This is a genomic window from Glaciimonas sp. OK215, from assembly GCF_057787885.1.
Genome location: NZ_CM173544.1, coordinates 2,053,417 through 2,070,532 on the forward strand (window position 1 = coordinate 2,053,417; position 17,116 = coordinate 2,070,532).

General features: G+C 53.8%; 19 protein-coding genes. 12 read left to right on the plus strand and 7 right to left on the minus strand.

The window, feature by feature from the left end; genetic code table 11:
• Position 1: 1 nt before the first annotated feature.
• Both AC3CHX_RS09255 and AC3CHX_RS09260 read right to left on the minus strand, forming a co-directional pair.
• The gene (locus AC3CHX_RS09255) at positions 2-181 is read right to left on the minus strand and encodes a DUF1289 domain-containing protein (RefSeq protein WP_488643741.1); all 180 of its coding nucleotides are present in this window, start codon (positions 179-181) and stop codon (positions 2-4) included.
• Positions 182-316: 135 nt separating this feature from the next.
• Positions 317-592: a metal/formaldehyde-sensitive transcriptional repressor gene (locus AC3CHX_RS09260; RefSeq protein ID WP_488643742.1), complete on the minus strand. Its 276-nt coding sequence runs from the start codon at positions 590-592 to the stop codon at positions 317-319.
• A 259-nt stretch (positions 593-851) separates the two neighbouring features.
• On the opposite strand from AC3CHX_RS09260, the gene AC3CHX_RS09265 reads away from it, so the two are divergent.
• Complete coding sequence (locus AC3CHX_RS09265) at positions 852-1,505, plus strand: peroxiredoxin (protein WP_488643743.1); 654 nt, start codon at positions 852-854, stop codon at positions 1,503-1,505.
• 76 nt (positions 1,506-1,581) lie between these two features.
• Here the strand turns inward: AC3CHX_RS09265 and AC3CHX_RS09270 are convergent, their stop codons facing one another.
• Positions 1,582-2,739 carry a DNA polymerase Y family protein gene (locus AC3CHX_RS09270; protein ID WP_488643744.1) on the minus strand — a complete coding sequence of 386 codons (1,158 nt, stop codon included), beginning with the start codon at positions 2,737-2,739 and terminating at the stop codon, positions 1,582-1,584.
• Between the two features lie 278 nt (positions 2,740-3,017).
• Between AC3CHX_RS09270 and AC3CHX_RS09275 the strand changes: the two genes are divergently transcribed.
• From AC3CHX_RS09275 to AC3CHX_RS09285, 3 genes are read left to right on the plus strand one after another with little or no spacing between them, the layout of a single operon-like run.
• Positions 3,018-3,785: a GNAT family N-acetyltransferase gene (locus tag AC3CHX_RS09275; RefSeq protein WP_488643745.1), complete on the plus strand. Its 768-nt coding sequence runs from the start codon at positions 3,018-3,020 to the stop codon at positions 3,783-3,785.
• Positions 3,782-4,642 (plus strand): UDP-2,3-diacylglucosamine diphosphatase, encoded by an 861-nt coding sequence (locus tag AC3CHX_RS09280; RefSeq protein ID WP_488643746.1) that lies wholly within the window; start codon positions 3,782-3,784, stop codon positions 4,640-4,642. The genes AC3CHX_RS09275 and AC3CHX_RS09280 overlap by 4 nt, the downstream gene beginning before the upstream one ends.
• Positions 4,624-5,661: a glycosyltransferase family 4 protein gene (locus AC3CHX_RS09285; RefSeq protein WP_488643747.1), complete on the plus strand. Its 1,038-nt coding sequence runs from the start codon at positions 4,624-4,626 to the stop codon at positions 5,659-5,661. The genes AC3CHX_RS09280 and AC3CHX_RS09285 overlap by 19 nt, the downstream gene beginning before the upstream one ends.
• Positions 5,662-5,772: 111 nt before the next feature.
• Here the strand turns inward: AC3CHX_RS09285 and AC3CHX_RS09290 are convergent, their stop codons facing one another.
• Entirely contained in the window at positions 5,773-6,570 is a 798-nt protein-coding gene (locus AC3CHX_RS09290) for an outer membrane protein assembly factor BamD (RefSeq protein WP_488643748.1), read from the minus strand.
• 45 nt (positions 6,571-6,615) lie between these two features.
• On the opposite strand from AC3CHX_RS09290, the gene AC3CHX_RS09295 reads away from it, so the two are divergent.
• Both AC3CHX_RS09295 and pgeF read left to right on the plus strand, forming a co-directional pair.
• Positions 6,616-7,659 (plus strand): RluA family pseudouridine synthase, encoded by a 1,044-nt coding sequence (locus tag AC3CHX_RS09295; protein WP_488643749.1) that lies wholly within the window; start codon positions 6,616-6,618, stop codon positions 7,657-7,659.
• 64 nt (positions 7,660-7,723) lie between these two features.
• Positions 7,724-8,503 (plus strand): peptidoglycan editing factor PgeF, encoded by a 780-nt coding sequence (gene pgeF, locus AC3CHX_RS09300; protein ID WP_488643750.1) that lies wholly within the window; start codon positions 7,724-7,726, stop codon positions 8,501-8,503.
• 8 nt (positions 8,504-8,511) lie between these two features.
• On the opposite strand, the gene AC3CHX_RS09305 is transcribed toward pgeF, so the two are convergent.
• Positions 8,512-8,823 carry a hypothetical protein gene (locus AC3CHX_RS09305; protein WP_488643751.1) on the minus strand — a complete coding sequence of 104 codons (312 nt, stop codon included), beginning with the start codon at positions 8,821-8,823 and terminating at the stop codon, positions 8,512-8,514.
• 57 nt (positions 8,824-8,880) lie between these two features.
• Here AC3CHX_RS09305 and phaC point away from each other — a divergent pair, with 57 nt between their 5' ends.
• The 6 genes from phaC to AC3CHX_RS09335 all read left to right on the plus strand — a co-directional run bounded on the left by phaC (position 8,881) and on the right by AC3CHX_RS09335 (position 15,664).
• A complete protein-coding gene (phaC, locus tag AC3CHX_RS09310; protein ID WP_488643752.1) occupies positions 8,881-10,665 on the plus strand; it encodes a class I poly(R)-hydroxyalkanoic acid synthase in 1,785 nt (594 codons plus the stop codon).
• A 144-nt stretch (positions 10,666-10,809) separates the two neighbouring features.
• Positions 10,810-11,550, plus strand: coding sequence for a 3-ketoacyl-ACP reductase (locus AC3CHX_RS09315; protein WP_488643753.1), 741 nt, complete (start codon positions 10,810-10,812; stop codon positions 11,548-11,550).
• A gap of 298 nt (positions 11,551-11,848) precedes the next feature.
• The gene (gene phaR, locus AC3CHX_RS09320; protein WP_488644776.1) at positions 11,849-12,412 is read left to right on the plus strand and encodes a polyhydroxyalkanoate synthesis repressor PhaR; all 564 of its coding nucleotides are present in this window, start codon (positions 11,849-11,851) and stop codon (positions 12,410-12,412) included.
• A 173-nt stretch (positions 12,413-12,585) separates the two neighbouring features.
• A complete protein-coding gene (gene rimO, locus AC3CHX_RS09325; RefSeq protein ID WP_488643754.1) occupies positions 12,586-13,959 on the plus strand; it encodes a 30S ribosomal protein S12 methylthiotransferase RimO in 1,374 nt (457 codons plus the stop codon).
• 107 nt (positions 13,960-14,066) lie between these two features.
• Positions 14,067-14,444 carry a hypothetical protein gene (locus AC3CHX_RS09330; protein ID WP_488643755.1) on the plus strand — a complete coding sequence of 126 codons (378 nt, stop codon included), beginning with the start codon at positions 14,067-14,069 and terminating at the stop codon, positions 14,442-14,444.
• A 56-nt stretch (positions 14,445-14,500) separates the two neighbouring features.
• Complete coding sequence (locus tag AC3CHX_RS09335; protein WP_488643756.1) at positions 14,501-15,664, plus strand: cystathionine beta-lyase; 1,164 nt, start codon at positions 14,501-14,503, stop codon at positions 15,662-15,664.
• Between the two features lie 124 nt (positions 15,665-15,788).
• Here AC3CHX_RS09335 and AC3CHX_RS09340 read toward each other — a convergent pair whose 3' ends face one another.
• A complete protein-coding gene (locus tag AC3CHX_RS09340) occupies positions 15,789-16,151 on the minus strand; it encodes a DUF4870 family protein (protein ID WP_488643757.1) in 363 nt (120 codons plus the stop codon).
• Between the two features lie 60 nt (positions 16,152-16,211).
• On the minus strand, positions 16,212-17,054 hold the full coding sequence (gene serB / locus AC3CHX_RS09345) for a phosphoserine phosphatase SerB (RefSeq protein ID WP_488643758.1): 843 nt from the start codon (positions 17,052-17,054) through the stop codon (positions 16,212-16,214).
• Positions 17,055-17,116 lie beyond the last annotated feature (62 nt).

Sequence of the window (17,116 nt, forward strand, 5' to 3'; positions counted from 1 at the left end):
TTTAGCCTTGCTTTGGCAACTTGGTCTCGCGCCTCCTGCGGTCCTGGAGGATCTGATGGCGCCGGTTGTCCTTCATTTTCCTCCATTCTTTGCACTCGTCACGCGTGCGCAGGCAGGCGACGCAGAACCCCGTATTCCCGTCAAACTTGCATACTTCAATGCAGGGTGAACTGACACTCATATGTCATGCTGCCTGGTGTTTAGCATAGCGATCACCGCCCAGGTCTTGCGTTCGTTCCTGGCGTGACGTTCACCCAGAATAACGTGGTCATGGCCAACCCAGAATGGGGCTTCGCAAAATTCACTCATTGCAGACTCACTTGAAATAACTGTGGACAACGTCGATAAGTTGTTCTTTGGCATCGCCCTGTTCTCCGTCATGCGGGTCGGCATCGACCAGATGCGTACGGATGTGATCTTCAAGCACGACGGCCAGCAAGCCGGTCATTGCGCCTCTGCAACTGGTGATCTGCTGGAGTACCTTGATGCAGTCACTTTCCTCGTTCAAGGCGCGTTCTATGGCCTCGACTTGTCCCCGGATGCGACGTACGCGGTTCAGAAGCTTTTGCTTGTCGCGGATAGTGTGGCCCATGCCTCATCTCCAAATATAGGGTAGGGGACTATATCATAGTCCTGATGTCGGCATCTGCATGCCGCGACTGATGCTTGATAAACTTAGATGCAATTATTGCAAGGCAGCTGTCAATATGGAGATCCCTATGAAAACCAAGGCGATTGACTACAATGAAAGTTTCAGGGCGCTCAATCGCGGTTCTGAACCCAGAGTTTGACAAAGCCATCACGCTGCTGATGGCCGGAATAATCCGATTCACACACAATGGAGGTCGAAAATGTCGATTCGCATAGGTGACGAAGCACCGGACTTTACTGCCGAAACCACTGAAGGAAAGATCCGCTTACACGAGTGGATCGGGGACCAATGGGCCATCCTGTTCTCCCACCCAAAGGATTTCACTCCCGTCTGTACCACCGAGCTGGGTTATATGGCCAGCCTGAAACCCGAATTCGACAAACGCAACACCAAGGTCATCGGACTCAGCGTGGATCCTGTCAGCGACCACCAGGCCTGGGTCAAGGACATTGAGGAGACGCAAGGCCACGCGATCAACTATCCGTTGATCGGCGACCCGGATCTGACGGTCGCGAAACTCTACGACATGCTTCACCCGAACGCCAGCGGCGGACAGCGCAGCGCGGCGGACAACGCCACCGTGCGCTCGGTGTTCATCATCGGGCCGGACAAGAAGGTCAAGGCAATGCTTGTCTATCCAATGAGCTCGGGCCGCAATTTCGATGAAGTGCTGCGCTTGCTGGATTCGATTCAGCTGAACGCCAAGCACACCGTGGCCACGCCGGTGAACTGGAAGCCAGGCGAAGACGTCATCATTCCCACGTCTGTTTCCGATGAGGATGCCAAAAAGAAATATCCGCAGGGCTTCAAGACCTTGAAGCCGTATCTGCGGGTTGTGTCGCAACCCAAGTAATAGATCAGTCGGAAGGGAGGGGCGTCAGCCCCTTCCAATTCGTTACGGCACGCTACCGGTCCGTCGCCTTTGCGTTTCACATATCGAAGAAAAGATCGCCTTGAGAGGAATCGTCTTTATTATCAGGGGCATCGCGTCTGGATAAAGCACTCGCCTTTACACCCAGCAGTCGCAATCTCTGCTCAAGCGGAACGCGTCGCAGGCATTCCCCGGCAGCGCGACGAATGGTCGCGCCGTCAGCAGTGGGAACCGGGAGCGTCACATCACGCGTAACGGTGCGAAAATCCGTGTAGCGCAGTTTGATGCCGATTGTGCGGCCAACGTAACCTTTGCGTAGAAGATCTTCGCCCAGGCGCGTACATAATTCAGTAAAGATAGTCGATAGCGTGTCACGATCGTGACGGGCGTGCAGGTCGCGTTCAAAGGTGGTTTCGCGACTGATGGACTTCGGTTCCGAACTCGTTATTACCTGCCGGTCATCAATGCCGCGAGCCACATTATGAAGCCAGGCGGCGTAGCTTCTGCCAAAATGCTTCTGAAGTAAATCAGGCGCTGCTTTTGCCAGCTCTTCAATCGTGAAAATTCCAAGGCTGCCAAGTTTTTCAGTGGCTTTCGGGCCGATGCCATTGACCTTTCGTACCGGCAGCGGCCAGATTCTTTGCGGTATATCCGCATAGCTCAGAATCGTCAGTCCATTCGGTTTTTCCAGGTCTGAGCCGATCTTGGCCAATAGTTTGTTTGGTGCTACGCAAATCGAGCATGACAAGCCGGTGGCATCCTGGACCGCCTGTTTAATACTTAGGGCGAGCGAATGCGTCTCTTCAGGCCGATCACTGAGGTCAATATAGATCTCATCGATACCCCGGTCTTCGATGTGCGGTGCAATGCCTGTGACCGCGCTTTTGAACAAGCGCGAATAATAACGATATGCATCAAAGTCGGTCGGCAAGAGAAAGGCGTCGGGCGCTAATTGTGCCGCTTTCATGATGCCCATGGCAGAGAAAATGCCAAGCGCCCGTGCTTCGTAGGTTGATGTCGTCGCGACACCTCGGCCAATGTAGTCTCTCAACTGCGCAAAGATGCGCGTTCCATCCTCCTGAAGTATTGGACGGTGCGCTGAGCGCCCACCGATAACGACTGGTTGCCCTCGCAATTCCGGATAGCGCAGGAGTTCTACCGATGCATAAAAGGCATCCATATCCAAATGGGCGATGCGGCGGGTTTCAACGTTCATAACGATAACGATGGCGCATCACGCATTTCTACTGAGGAGTAGAAACAATCGCAATCGCAGTGCATGATTTTTGGTGTGCTCAAGGTGGGCTGGGTAAGTATGCTGGTGGCGCTGCAGGCGTATTTTACCGCTGGTTCCGGGATCTCATTCTGTCGCCGCACGTATGTGGCTCATTTGCCAATTAATGTTACCAAGTCATCAAACGGAAATAAATCTGTCATTTTCTTGAAGTAATCGATAGTTAGTCTGGCGTTGTCGAAATCTGAAAAGGACGATGCATGCGATTACTGACGATACCAGGCGATGCCAACCCGAGTTTTTCCAAATTAACGGTGAGTCTCGCCAGCACGCCGGAAGAAATACGCGAAGTACAGCGCCTGCGCTATAAAGTGTTTATTGAGGCATTCAGTTTGTCGGCCCTGGCCAATCCGGACGGCCTCGATAGCGATGAATTTGACTCCTACTGCGATCATCTGATTGTCCGCGATACGAAAACCTTACGCGTAGTGGGTACCTATCGTGTGATGAGTCCGCACGCAGCGCGTCGCATGGGACGCTTCTACTCGGAACAGGAATTTGACCTCGGCCGCCTCGATCACCTGCGCAGCAGCATCGCCGAGGCAGGGCGCGCCTGCATCCACCCGGACTATCGCAGCGGCAGCGTCATCATGCTGCTATGGGCCGGGCTGGCTGCATATATGCGACGCGAGCGCTGCGAGTATCTGATGGGGTGCGTCAGCGTCAGCCTGGCGGACGGCGGTCATAATGCGGCGGCGCTGTATCACGCGCTGAGCGACGAGAATTTCGCCCCGGCGGAGTATCGGGTGACACCGCACACGCCGTTCCCGGTGTATGAGCGCGAGGCCGGCCATGTGCCGCACATGCCGCCGCTCTTAAAAGGCTATTTGCGCAGCGGCGCGTGGGTCTGCGGCGAGCCGGCATGGGACCCTGATTTCCATTCAGCTGATTTTTTCCTGCTATTGCCATTAGCGAGACTCGATAGTCGTTATGCACGTCACTACCGTAAAGAGATGGGGGCTGCATGAAACCTGGCGATCGTTTCTTGAGTAGCGGATTTTCCGGGCCGGGGTCGAACGTCAAGCGCGAGCCGATTCGCTTCCGCGCCATCTGGATTTCGGATGTGCATTTGGGAACGACAGGTTGTCAGGCCGCGCGCCTGCTCGAATTTTTGCGCGCGACGGAATCGGAGACGCTGTATTTGGTCGGTGACATCATCGATGGCTGGCAGTTGAAGCGGCGCTGGTATTGGGATCAAATCCATAACAACGTCGTACAGACGGTATTGAAAAAAGCGCGCAAAGGGACCGAAGTGATTTTTGTCCCGGGCAATCACGATGAAGCGGTCCGGCAATTCATTGACCTGGACTTTGGCGGCATCAAGATTCGCGATGAGCTGGTCCACACCACCGCCAAGGGAAAGCGCTTCCTGGTGCTGCACGGGGACCGCTTTGATGGCGTGATCGCTTGCGCAAAATGGCTGGCATATGTCGGGGACAGCTTGTACACAGTGATTCTGAAGTTTAATCAGTGGTTCAATGGCTGGCGCGCGCGTGCCGGTTTGCCGTATTGGTCGCTGTCGCAGTATTTGAAGCTCAAAGTAAAAAATGCGGTGAATTATATTTCCTCATTTGAGGATGCGTTAGCTGCGGAAGCTGCGAAAAAAGGCTTGGATGGCGTCATCTGCGGGCATATTCACAAGCCGGAAATTCGCGATATCAATGGCATCACATATTGCAACGACGGCGATTGGGTCGAGAGCTTGTCAGCCTTGGTGGAAGATGCCAGCGGCGCATTGCGTCTGGTGACTTGGCAGGAAATCATGGGGCAAAAAAACACAGTGGCCAGTACCAGGGTAGGGGAGCTATGCGAATTGCCATCGTAACGGACGCTGCCCAGTCTCAAATTAATGGTGTTGTGAATACGCTGAAGGAAACCTGCCGCTGTTTACGTAATCATGGTCACGAGGTGATGCTGATCAGCCCGGATGATGCCGCTACTTTTGCGTGTCCCACTTATCCGGAAATCCGACTCGCTTACAAGCCTTATGCGCGTGTGGCGGCGACGCTGCGCGCGTTCCAGCCGGACTGCATACACATCTCGACTGAAGGTCCGATGGGGCTGGCGGCGCGGCGCTTTTGTCTGCGCCACAGGATAGGATTTACTACTGCCTATCACACCCGCTTTCCGGAATACCTGAGTGCGCGTTCGATGTTGCCGATGGCGCTGACGTATCGATGGCTGCGCTGGTTTCACGGGCCGTCGAAGGCAGTGATGGTGCCTACACCGCATATTCGGCAGGCGCTCGAAGGGCGTGGGTTTCGGCATCTGGTGTTGTGGGGACGTGGCGTGGATACAGAGCGTTTTCGGCCGGTTGAGCAAGATCACGCATGCATTTTGCGTCCGTTGTATTTATATGTAGGCAGAGTCGCCGTTGAGAAAAACATTGAATCGTTTTTGCGAGCGGAACTGCCCGGTAGCAAGTGGATTATTGGCGATGGCCCGTTGCGTGAAGAGTTGCAGCAACGCTATCCGCACGCGCACTTTCTGGGAAGTAAATTGCATCACGAATTAAACGCTTATTACAACTGCGCAGATGTGCTGGTGTTTCCCAGTCATACCGATACCTTTGGCCTGGTGATGGTGGAGGCCATGGCCTGCGGTGTACCGGTAGCGGCGTATCCGGTCAGCGGTCCGATCGATGTGGTGGCAGACGGTCGTTCCGGCAGCCTGGAGAATGATCTGGCGCGTGCTTGCATGAATGCGCTCCAGCTGGACCGGGAGCAGGTGCGGCAGCATGCCTTGACCTATTCGTGGGAATCGGCCACGCAACAGTTTTTGCAAAGCCTGCATCGGATTGAGTGGGTCAAGGCAACGGCATTGACGCAATCGTCGATTGCCTGATGATGTAAAGATTTCCGCATCCGGGTGAGCGCGCTTAGTTGGCACGAAAAAAAGCCACGCATTGCGTGGCTTTTTGTGATCGTGCACGACATGCGCCATGCAGTGGCGTGATTACCAGATTTTCCACCAGGGATTTTTCTTTACCGGTCCACCTTTGTAAAAGACACTATCCGGATAATTTTTTTGCAAGACGCGTGCAGCGTCGTCGCGCAACTCCTTCATGCCCAGCGCATCATAGGAACGCACCATGATGTACAGCGCTTCTTCCACGGCTGGGGCATCGCGATATTCCTGAACGGCATTTTGGGCGCGATTGACTGCAGCGATATACGCGCCGCGGCGCAAATAATAGTTGGCCACGTGAACGTCATATTGGGCCATCGCATTCACCAGATACTTCATGCGGGCGAGCGAGTCCGGTGCATAAGTGCTGTCCGGGAAGCGTTGTACGACTTGCTTGAAGGCATCGAAAGCATCGCGAGCGGCTTTTGGATCGCGTTCGGTGACGTCTTCTTTCGACAGGAAATCAAAGATACTGACCTTGTCGTTGAAGTTGACCAGGCCGCGCAGATAATACATATAGTCCACGTTCGGATGATTCGGGTGCAGCTTGATGAAGCGGTCGATAGCTGCGAGTGCTTCCGGCTGCTCGCCCTGGCGGTAATGCGCATAGGCGATATCTATCTGTGCTTGCTGGGCGTAGGTGCCGAATGGATAGCGTGATTCCAGCTTTTCAAAATATGAAATTGCCTTATCGTAACCACCACTACTCATTTCATCCTTGGCCTCCGAGTATAATTTGGGCGCAGACCAGTTTGCGGTTTCATCGACCTTGTCGGGCAATAAGCCACATGCCGATAAAGAGAGAGCGAATGCGACTGCAGCTAGTGTGGATAGTTTTTTTTGCATGGTGGTTCGCAAGAATGCGTGTAAACAATTGATTGATTATAGCCGATGGGACTTGCAGTGACGTCATTTACAAAGCCAAATTTGGCTGAAAACCCTACGGAAGCAGAATTCGAAGCCGATATCGATGATATCGAAGAAAGTGATGCAGCGGTAACCAGTGCCGCGCCGATTGTGCTGGAATTGACGCCGGAGGTGTGTGGAACCCGACTCGACAAGGTGATTTCCAGCCAGATTCCACAATATTCGCGTAGCCGCATCCAGCAATGGATGGAGGCTGGTCATGTCAGCGTGGATGGCAAGGTTGCCACCACCAAAATGATTGCCTTCGGCGACGAGACGGTGATTGTGTTACCGCAACCGGCACCGGATGAGCACGCGTACACGCCGGAAGCCATGCCTATTTCGGTGGTGTATGAAGACGACGATATTATCGTGATCGACAAACCGGCCGGACTGGTGGTGCATCCTGCCGCCGGTAACTGGTCGGGAACCTTGTTGAACGGCTTGCTGTTTCGCTGGCCGGAGCTGGGTGGTGTGCCGCGCGCCGGCATCGTCCATCGTCTGGATAAAGACACCAGCGGGTTGATGGTGGTTGCCAAGACCTTGGAAGCGCAGACCGATCTGGTGCGCCAGTTGCAGGCGCGCACGGTCAAGCGCCAATACCTGGCGCTGGTTTGGGGCACGCCACAACTGAATGGCACCATTGATAGTCCGATGGCGCGTCATCCGCGCGATCGGATCAAGATGGCAGTGTCAGAAAGCCCGAGCGCCAAAACAGCGGTAACGCATTACGAACGACTGCAAAGCGGCCTGCTGGACGGACGTCCTGTGAGCCTGATGCGCTGCCAGCTGGAAACCGGCCGTACCCATCAGATTCGTGTGCATATGCTGTCGATCGGTTTTGCCTTGGTTGGCGACACGTTGTATGGCAAACAGCATCTGATGCCGGCATTTCCGCGCCAGGCCTTGCAGGCGACACGTCTTGGTTTGCTTCACCCGACTACCGGGGAGGACTGTGAGTGGTTCACGCCGCTTCCGGATGATTTTGCCGATTTGATCACGCGTGCAGGCATTTCTGCACCTGAATAAAATTTCCGGGGACGATGCATTTTGTGTGCGTCTTTCCTGCGACCGCTTGCTTACATCTCAACTTATGCATCTGATTATTCCCGATTGGATCGGTGCGCCACATAATGTCGGCGCTTTGGTTACTTCCCGTGAAGGTGGGGTCAGCCTGCCCCCTTACGATAATGGTGTCGGCGGCGGCGGTCTGAATCTGGGTGCGCATGTCGGAGATCAACTGGCCGACGTCGTGCGGAATCGGGCTTTGCTGGATAGCTTGTTGCCGGCCCCTCCACTGTGGATGACGCAGGTTCACGGCGTGAATGTGGTAGATGCCGGCAGCGCGGATATCGGTGTCGAAGCCGATGCCGCAATCGCGACCCGGCCTGGAGCGGTCTGCGCGGTACAGACGGCGGACTGTTTGCCGGTATTGTTTTGTGACGTCGAAGGTCGCGCGGTTGGCGCCGCACATGCTGGCTGGCGTGGCTTGGTGGGCGGCGTGCTGGAGAGTACGGTGGCGCGCATGCGTGATGCCGGTGCCGGCGAGCTCATGGCCTGGCTCGGCCCTGCAATCGGCCCGCAACAATTTGAAGTTGGCACCGACGTGCTTGCAGCATTTATGGCGGGCGCTCGCGCACGGCAAGCATCGGCAGAAATTCTGCTGCAGACCGAGTCCGCATTTGTACCGATTGCCGAACGGTCGGGGAAATATCTGGCTGATATCTATAGCCTGGCCCGGATTGTTTTGCGCGAGGTTGGCGTAGCGCGCGTGTATGGCGGTGGCGCTTGTACTGTCAGCGATCGGCAGTTTTACTCTTATCGGCGTGATAAGGTGACAGGTCGCATGGCGTCGCTGATCTGGCTAAAATAACAGCGTTTTCAATCTCGCTTTTCCACCGAATCATCGGTCGGCTTTTGCGCCTGCTCATGTGCAATCTCATGTGCAGGATCATATTTTGTATCAGGTGCCTCCGCATTCACTTTATCGACTGTGTCCGGTTGGCCAGACATTCGCTTTTGTTCGGCTCTTTGTCGATTTCGCTTGCGTTGCGGTATGCCCATCAGGTATAAAACAATTGTCAAAGGAAGAACGCCGTACAGCAGGAATGTCATTACTCCGGCGGTAGCAGTCTGCTCGGTGATTGCCATCATGAAGACGACGTAAATCCATGCAATGGCGACGATATACATATAAAGAATCAGACTCAAAGACAATTCAGCACAATACGCGAAATCACCGTTACCAGCATGAATATTCCAAATTTCCCTGCCTTCGATCCCGCATTATTATCGCAAGCCTCACAGCAAATGCTGGAGCAATTTTCTAAAAATTTGTCGCAGACCATGCCGCAAATTGCTGATCCGAACAAGTGGCTGTCGTGGTTCAATCCTGCGGCCGGTCAATCAGTCCAGGCGGCTTCAAGCGCGAACGCCGCCTTGAATGAGTTAGGTGTCAAGCTGGAGCCGGCAGTCCTCGAAAAATTACAGAAAGAATATACAGAGCAGCTCACCGCGCTATGGCAGGACGTGCTCGCGGCGCGCACGCCGGCCATCGCTGACAAGCGTTTTAATGGCGCTGCCTGGCTCACTAATCCACTGCACGCATTTAACGCCGCCGCCTACCTGTTGAATGGACGTTATTTAACTGCGCTGGTTGATGCGGTCGATGTTCCGGCAAAAACCAAGCGCAAAATTGCCTTTGCGGTTCAGCAGATGGTCGATGCGATGTCGCCCAGTAATTTTCTGGCAACTAATCCGGTTGCGCAGCAAATGTTGGTCGACACCAAAGGCGAGAGCTTGACGCGCGGGATAGCACAGCTGATCGCGGATATGCAAAAAGGCAAAATATCGCAGACCGATGAGGCCGCGTTTGAAATCGGCAAAGATGTCGCCACCACAGAAGGCGCGGTGGTGTTCGAGAATGCTTTATTTCAGCTAATTCAGTACACGCCGTTGACCAAGACCGTGCATCAGCGACCTCTGCTGATCATGCCGCCATGTATCAACAAGTTCTACATCATGGATTTGCAGCCGCAGAATTCGCTGGTGCGTTATGCGGTCGAACAGGGCCATACCGTCTTCTTGATTTCCTGGCGCAATGCCGATGAGTCGATCGCGCAGACGACATGGGATCAATATGTGGAAGACGGTGGCGTGCAGGCCTTGCATGTGGTGCAGGAAATCTCCGGTCAGGACAAGGTCAACGCGCTCGGATTCTGTGTGGGCGGCACGATCTTGTCGGCAGCGCTGGCGGTCATGTATGCACGTGGCGAAAAGCCGGTGGCGAGCCTGACCTTGTTGACGGCATTACTTGATTTTTCCGATACCGGGATTCTTGACGTCTACATTGACGATGCACAGATCAAAATGCGCGAGCAGGCAATTGGCGGCGGCGGTTTAATGCCCGGACGCGATTTTGCTTCCGCATTTTCGAGCCTGCGTCCGAATGACCTGGTTTGGAACTATGTCGAATCGAATTATCTGAAAGGCGAAGAGCCGACCGCCTTTGACCTGCTGTACTGGAACGCCGATAGCACGAATTTGCCAGGCCCGATGTTTTGTTATTACCTGCGCAATATGTATTTGGATAATTCGCTGAAGGAACCGGGCAAACTCACCGTGGCGGGCGAGAAACTCGACCTCGGCAAAATTGCTGCGCCGACCTTTATTTACGCATCGCGTGAAGACCATATTGTCCCATGGACATCAGCATATGCATCGACCGCACTACTCAATCCAAAACACGCTGGCCGCAATCGTTTTGTCCTTGGCGCATCGGGCCATATCGCCGGGGTGATTAATCCACCCGCGAAAAAGAAACGCAGCTACTGGACCAATGCAAAGGTTGGCGTGGCTGCTGAAGAATGGATGGAAGGGGCCGCTGAGCATCCAGGCAGCTGGTGGACCGAGTGGTCCGGATTTTTGGCTGAACATGGCGGCAAACAAGTGGCGGCACCGCGTAAACCGGGAAATACCACATACAAATTAATTGAGCCGGCACCAGGACGTTATGTCAAAGTAAGAGCAGAATAGATCAATAGTCAGATAAGAAGTGCCCTTGTCGCCGGCGTCAGCCGGGCAGTAAGTATTCAACAGCATAGTAATCCCCGCCAAGGGAGTTTTAGCGATGTATGGATTGCATCGGTTTTTGTTAATTGAATGAAAGAGGAGTCAAAAATGTCCAAGCGAATTGCTTACGTAACAGGTGGAATGGGTGGCATTGGGACCCCAATTTGTACTCGTCTTTGCAAAGATGGTTACACCGTGGTGGCAGGCTGTGGTCCGAATTCGGCGCGCAAGGATAGATGGCTGGCGGAAATGCGTGGCAAAGGTTTTGATATCCATGCATCCGAAGGCAACGTTTCTGACTGGGATTCGACCAAAGCTGCATTTGACAAGGTCAAAGCCGAGATCGGTGAAATCGACATCCTGGTGAATAACGCCGGTATTACGCGCGACGGACAGTTCCGTAAAATGTCCAAGTCTGACTGGGACGCGGTCATTGATACCAATCTGAATTCGCTGTTCAATGTCACCAAACAAGTCATCGACGGTATGGCGGATCGCGGCTTCGGCCGGATCATCAATATTTCATCGGTGAATGGGCAGAAGGGGCAGTTCGGCCAAACCAACTACTCAACCGCCAAAGCCGGTATTCACGGCTTTACCATGGCACTGGCACAGGAAGTCGCGACCAAGGGCGTTACCGTTAACACAGTATCGCCAGGTTATGTCGGTACGGATATGGTGCGCTCGATCCGCCCCGAAGTTCTGGAGAAAATCGTTGCCGGGATTCCGGTCAAGCGCCTTGGTGAGCCGGAAGAAATCGCTTCGATTATTGCCTGGATTGCGTCGGATGAAGGTGGTTACGCTACCGGTTCCGACTTCTCACTGAATGGCGGTCTGCATATGGGCTAAGCTGCTGGCTGGCCGAAAGGCCGGCAAGCTGTTTGTTCCGTACGTTATCAGTAAAACACTAGTGACGCGAGTGCCTGGGTGGCTCGCGTTACTAGCGTCACCATAGCGGTGAGCGATGCGGCCTCTACCGGCTATTGGTCTCCTTGCAATAATTCTGTTAATCCCCTCAATTTGGCGCAATTTGCGCAATATAATGAAGTATGTCGACCGTATCACGGTGCGCTGCATTGTGTCATGGCGGGTTGACTTTACATGTTTGATTTGAAATGCGTTATTGCGCAATAAACTGGAAATTCCTATGACTACTACAAAAAAAATTTCTGTGCGCTTGATCAAAAAATATCCGAATCGTCGCCTATACGACACCCAGACCAGTTCGTACATCACATTAACTGACGTGAAGCAACTAGTGCTCGATAACGAAGATTTTGCGGTGATCGATGCCAAGAGCGATGAAGATTTGACGCGTAGTATTTTGCTGCAAATTATCCTGGAAGAGGAGTCCAATGGCACGCCGATGTTTTCCAGCGCGGCGTTGTCTCAGATCATTCGCTACTACGGCCATGCCATGCAGGGCATGATGGGATCGTATCTGGAAAAGAATATTCAGGCGTTCATCGATATTCAGAACAAACTCACCGAGAACTCAAAAGGTTTCTACGAGGGCAAGCCCTTTAGTCCTGAGATGTGGGCACAGTTCATGAATGTTCAGGGGCCGATGATGCAGGGCATGATGAGCAATTACATCGAACAAAGCAAAGCGCTGTTTGTGCAGATGCAGGAACAAATGCAGAATCAAAGCAAAAACATGTTCGGGACATTCCCATTCGTGCCGACAGTGCCTGAAAAAGACAAAAAATAATATGCCGGGCTGAATAGTTGCTTTTTGAGATGGTTTCCTGAAATTGTTTCAACTTTATCCTCGCAATGGCATGGCGCTGCAGCGATATCATGAATTTGCCGTGATCGCCAAGGCGACCATGACAGTGGAAGGGGTACAATAGCGGCTTCGCTTTGTCCCCCTTTTTTTTGCCCATGTCAAATGTTACTCCTGCAGCCCCAGCGGTTGCCCCTAAAGTTGGTTTCGTCTCCCTTGGTTGCCCGAAGGCGCTGGTCGATTCCGAGCAAATCCTGACGCAATTACGTGCCGAAGGTTACGAAACTGCCAAATCCTATGATGGTGCCGATCTGGTGATCGTGAATACTTGCGGCTTCATCGATGCAGCCGTACAGGAGTCGCTGGATGCCATCGGCGAAGCGCTGGCCGAGAACGGCAAGGTGATTGTCACCGGTTGCCTGGGCGCGAAGAAGGATGCTGCCGGCGATGACATTATTCAAAAAATTCATCCGAAAGTACTCGAAGTTACCGGTCCGCATGCGCTTAGTGAAGTCATGTTTGCGGTGCATAAACATTTGCCGAAGCCGCACGCACCATTCTTCGATCTGGTGCCAGCGCAAGGGGTCAAACTGACGCCCAAGCATTTTGCTTACTTGAAAATCTCCGAAGGCTGTAATCATCGTTGCAGTTTTTGCATCATTCCATCAATGCGTGGCGACCTGGTGTCGCGGCCGATCGCCGACATCATGCTGGAAGCAGAGAATCTGTTCAAAGCCGGCGTCAAGGAATTGTTGGTTATTTCGCAAGATACCAGTGCCTATGGCGTTGATGTTAAATTCCGCATGGGCTTCTGGAACGGCAAGCCGGTCAAGACGCACATGACGCAACTGGTAACGGCCTTGGGTGACCTGGCAGCCCAGTATGGCGCCTGGGTTCGTCTGCACTACGTTTATCCATATCCGCATGTCGACCAGATCATCCCGTTGATGGCGGAAGGAAAAATCCTGCCGTATCTCGACGTGCCGTTGCAACACGCTCATCCGGATGTGTTGAAGCGGATGAAGCGTCCGGCCAACGGTGAGAAAAATATTGAGCGGATCCAGGCCTGGCGTGCAATGTGTCCGGATATCACTATTCGTTCGACCTTCATTGCCGGCTTTCCGGGAGAGACCGAAGCAGAGTTCGAGTATCTGCTGGACTTCCTGAAAGAGGTTGAAATCGACCGTCTGGGTTGCTTTGCCTATTCGCCGGTAGAAGGCGCAACTGCTAATGGCATCGCCAATCCGGTGCCGGAAGAACTGCGTGAAGAGCGCCGCGGCCGGGTCATGCTGTTGCAAGAAGAAATTTCCAAGAAGCGCTTGCAAGCTAAAGTCGGTAAAACCATGCGTGTGCTGATCGATGCGATCGATCGCAGTGGCGGGGTCGGCCGTTCCAGTGCTGATGCGCCGGAAATCGACGGCGTGGTGTATGTCAAACCACCGTTCGAACCACATAAGAAACTGGTAGTCGGAGAGTTTGTCGACGTTACGATGACTGCAGCCGATTCACATGATTTGTGGGGGGCTGCATGACGTTGAAGTACCGTTCTGTTTTGATGGCAGTCCTGCTGACTGCTTTAAATTCCGGATATGCCGCGCCCACTGCCGGGTCTGTCGCCCGGGAGGCCGCAGCAACAACGATGCCAGTCGCACCAGGCGTAGCTAAGACGCCGGTATCTGCCGATCTGTTTGCCAGGCCGCTAACGTTCCGCGGCACACTTGGTGACGCGAAGATTGAAATGCATCTGCAACTGAAGCCTGATCCGACCGAAGGCCTGCAAGGAACATATTTCGCCATCGGGCAGTCTGCCAAGGTGTTGCTGGCCGGCGAGTACGAAGGTGGCGACGTGTTGATGGAAGAGTCAGTCAACGGCAAGGATGTGTCCGGCGAGTGGTCGGGCAAGTTTAATGGCGACACTTTCAGCGGTACCTGGTCGACTACCGATGATGCGGTTACCAAGCCGTTTGTATTGAAAGTCCAGGCCGGCATTGCGGGCAACAAACCCACCGCAAAATAACAGGGTAAAAGCCGCGTCGACAGCGGCAAGATATGTCATCAGCCAGGTAAAGCCACATGAAAAAAAAATCGCCGCAAACTTCCTTGATCCATAGCGATTACTGCGCCCCGCAGGGCTTTGGCGCGTTTCCGGTGCCGATACATCATGCATCGACTGTCTTGTTCGAGAATGTGGCGGCCATGCGTTCGCGGGACTGGCTCGACAAGAACGCGTACAACTACGGTTTGCATGGCACGCCGACCAGTTTCACGCTGGAAGCACGTCTGGCCGAAATCGAGGGCGGTGAGTATTGCCGCTTGGCGCCCAGCGGTTTGGCGGCGATTACGATGGTCGACTTCGCGTTTCTGAAAAGCGGTGACGATGTGCTGTTACCGGACAACGTGTATGGCTCGAATCGTGCGCTTAGTAACTGGCTGGTGGCTAATTTCGGGATTACCGCGCGCTATTACGATCCGTTGATCGGTGCCGGGATTGCCGATTTGATTCAAGCCAATACTAAGCTGATCTGGACTGAAGCGCCTGGTTCGGTGTCGATGGAAGTGCCGGACATCCCGGCAATTTGTGTCGCTGCACATGCCCGCGGCGTATTGGTCGCGATTGACAATACCTGGTCGGCCGGTTTGGCATTCCGTGCGTTCGACCACGGTGTCGATATCGTCATGCAGGCGCTCACCAAATATCAATCTGGTGGATCGGATGTGTTGATGGGAGCGGTCATCACACGCGATCCTGCGCTGGCCAGGATGGTGGAAACGGCTTTTAACAATCTCGGGCTGGGTGTCGGCATGGACGACGCTTACCTTGTGCTGCGTAGCTTGCCGACCATGAAATTGCGCTTTGACGCACATGACGCTGCCGCCCGCAGCGTCGCCAGCTGGTTTAAAAGCCGGCCGGAAATTACCCGGATGTTGCATCCTGCTTTCCCGGATTGTCCCGGCCATGAAATATGGAAGCGCGATTTTACCGGCGCTGCCGGCCTGTTCTCGGTGCTGTTTGATAAACGTTATAGCGAAGAGCAGACCGATCGCTTCGTCGATAGCTTGCTTCTGTTCAAGATTGGTTTTAGCTGGGGTGGATCGAATAGTCTGGTAGTGCCGTACCGTATTCAGCACATGCGCAAAGACTGGCAGGATCAAGGCATTCTGGTGCGTTTCAATATTGGCCTGGAAGATCCGCAGGATCTGATCGCAGATATTGAGCAGGCGTTGGCCAAGTTGTAAGCACGTTCCCGTATGGGAGGAAGCTCTCTGTACCGAAAGTGTTGATAATTGAAATGTATTACGCATCACCATCCCCTTGGCACCCGTGATGTAGCAGGTGAGAAGGGGCGGGCAACTGGCGAGCCTAAATCGGCATCGGCTTATTGTCATTCAAGTCGATTAAGCCCTTGATCAATCGATAGGCTTTCCAGATCCAGGCAATACCCCATACCAGCAACGCCAGCGGAATCCCGACCCAGGTCACAAACAAGACGCCGCCGACCGCCATCCATACCAGATACCACCAGAATGACCGGATTTGCCAGGTGTGATGGCTATACACAAAAGTGTTGGCGGCATCTTCTCGCTTCATGTAGCTGATGATCAACGGAATAAAAGAAAACAAACCCAGCGAAAATACCAGGCTGGCGCCGTGAAACAAATACAGCCACCAGGCCAGATTTTTCAGGGAGTACAACTTGTTATCGAATACTAATTCCTGCGTCATCGTAGCGATCCTTTGAGTAAAAAGTGGACGAGCGGTTAGCGACGCTGACTTTGATCGCAATCAGGCCAGTACAGGCAAGATGCCGTCCAACCCGACAAAATTCAAGGCCATGCTGGCCTGAGCACGTACCACCGGTTTGGCACGGAAGGCCACTGAGAGGCCGGCGATGCGCATCATTTTCAGGTCATTGGCACCATCGCCCATGACGATGGACTGCTCCGGAGGAATTCCCAATTCGGCACAAACGCGTGTTACCGTGCGCTGCTTTTCGTCGGCATTGACGATGTCGCCGACCACTTTGCCAGTCAGTTTGCCGTCGACGATTTCGAGCACATTGGCGTGCGTGTAGTCGAGTCCCAGGCGTGTCCTGATGCGATCGGTAAAGAAGGTGAAGCCGCCGGAAACCAGGAGCGTCTTGATCCCGGCCGCCTGGACCGCCGCCAGCATTTTTTCCGCACCGGGCGAAAGTTGTAGCCGTTCATCATAAACGCGCTGCAGCGCCGATGCATCCAAACCTTTTAGCAAGGCGACGCGACGAATCAGGCTTTCATTGAACTCCAGTTCGCCCCGCATGGCAGCCTCAGTGATCGCCGAAACTTGTGGTTTCAGGCCTTGCATATCGGCGATTTCATCAATGCATTCGATGGTAATCAGGGTCGAGTCCATGTCCATCGCAAGCAGTTTGAAATCAGACAATTTACGGGCCGGTGGAGCAAACGCATAATCAAGCCTGGCCGCCTGACAGGCAGCATCAATCTCGGTTTTTAATGCATCCGAATAAGTCACGTCCTCACAACGCCAGGCAGTAGGCGAGATGTCGGTAACCTGGCGCGCTGCCGCCAAGGTGGCGATTGCGCTGGCAGCTGCACGGTCTTGGCTAAGGCTCTGCAGGATCAGATTCATATCGTATTTCTTTCGTTTTCTTGATTAAATAGTTGTATTGGGCAATTGCTGCGCCAGCGCTG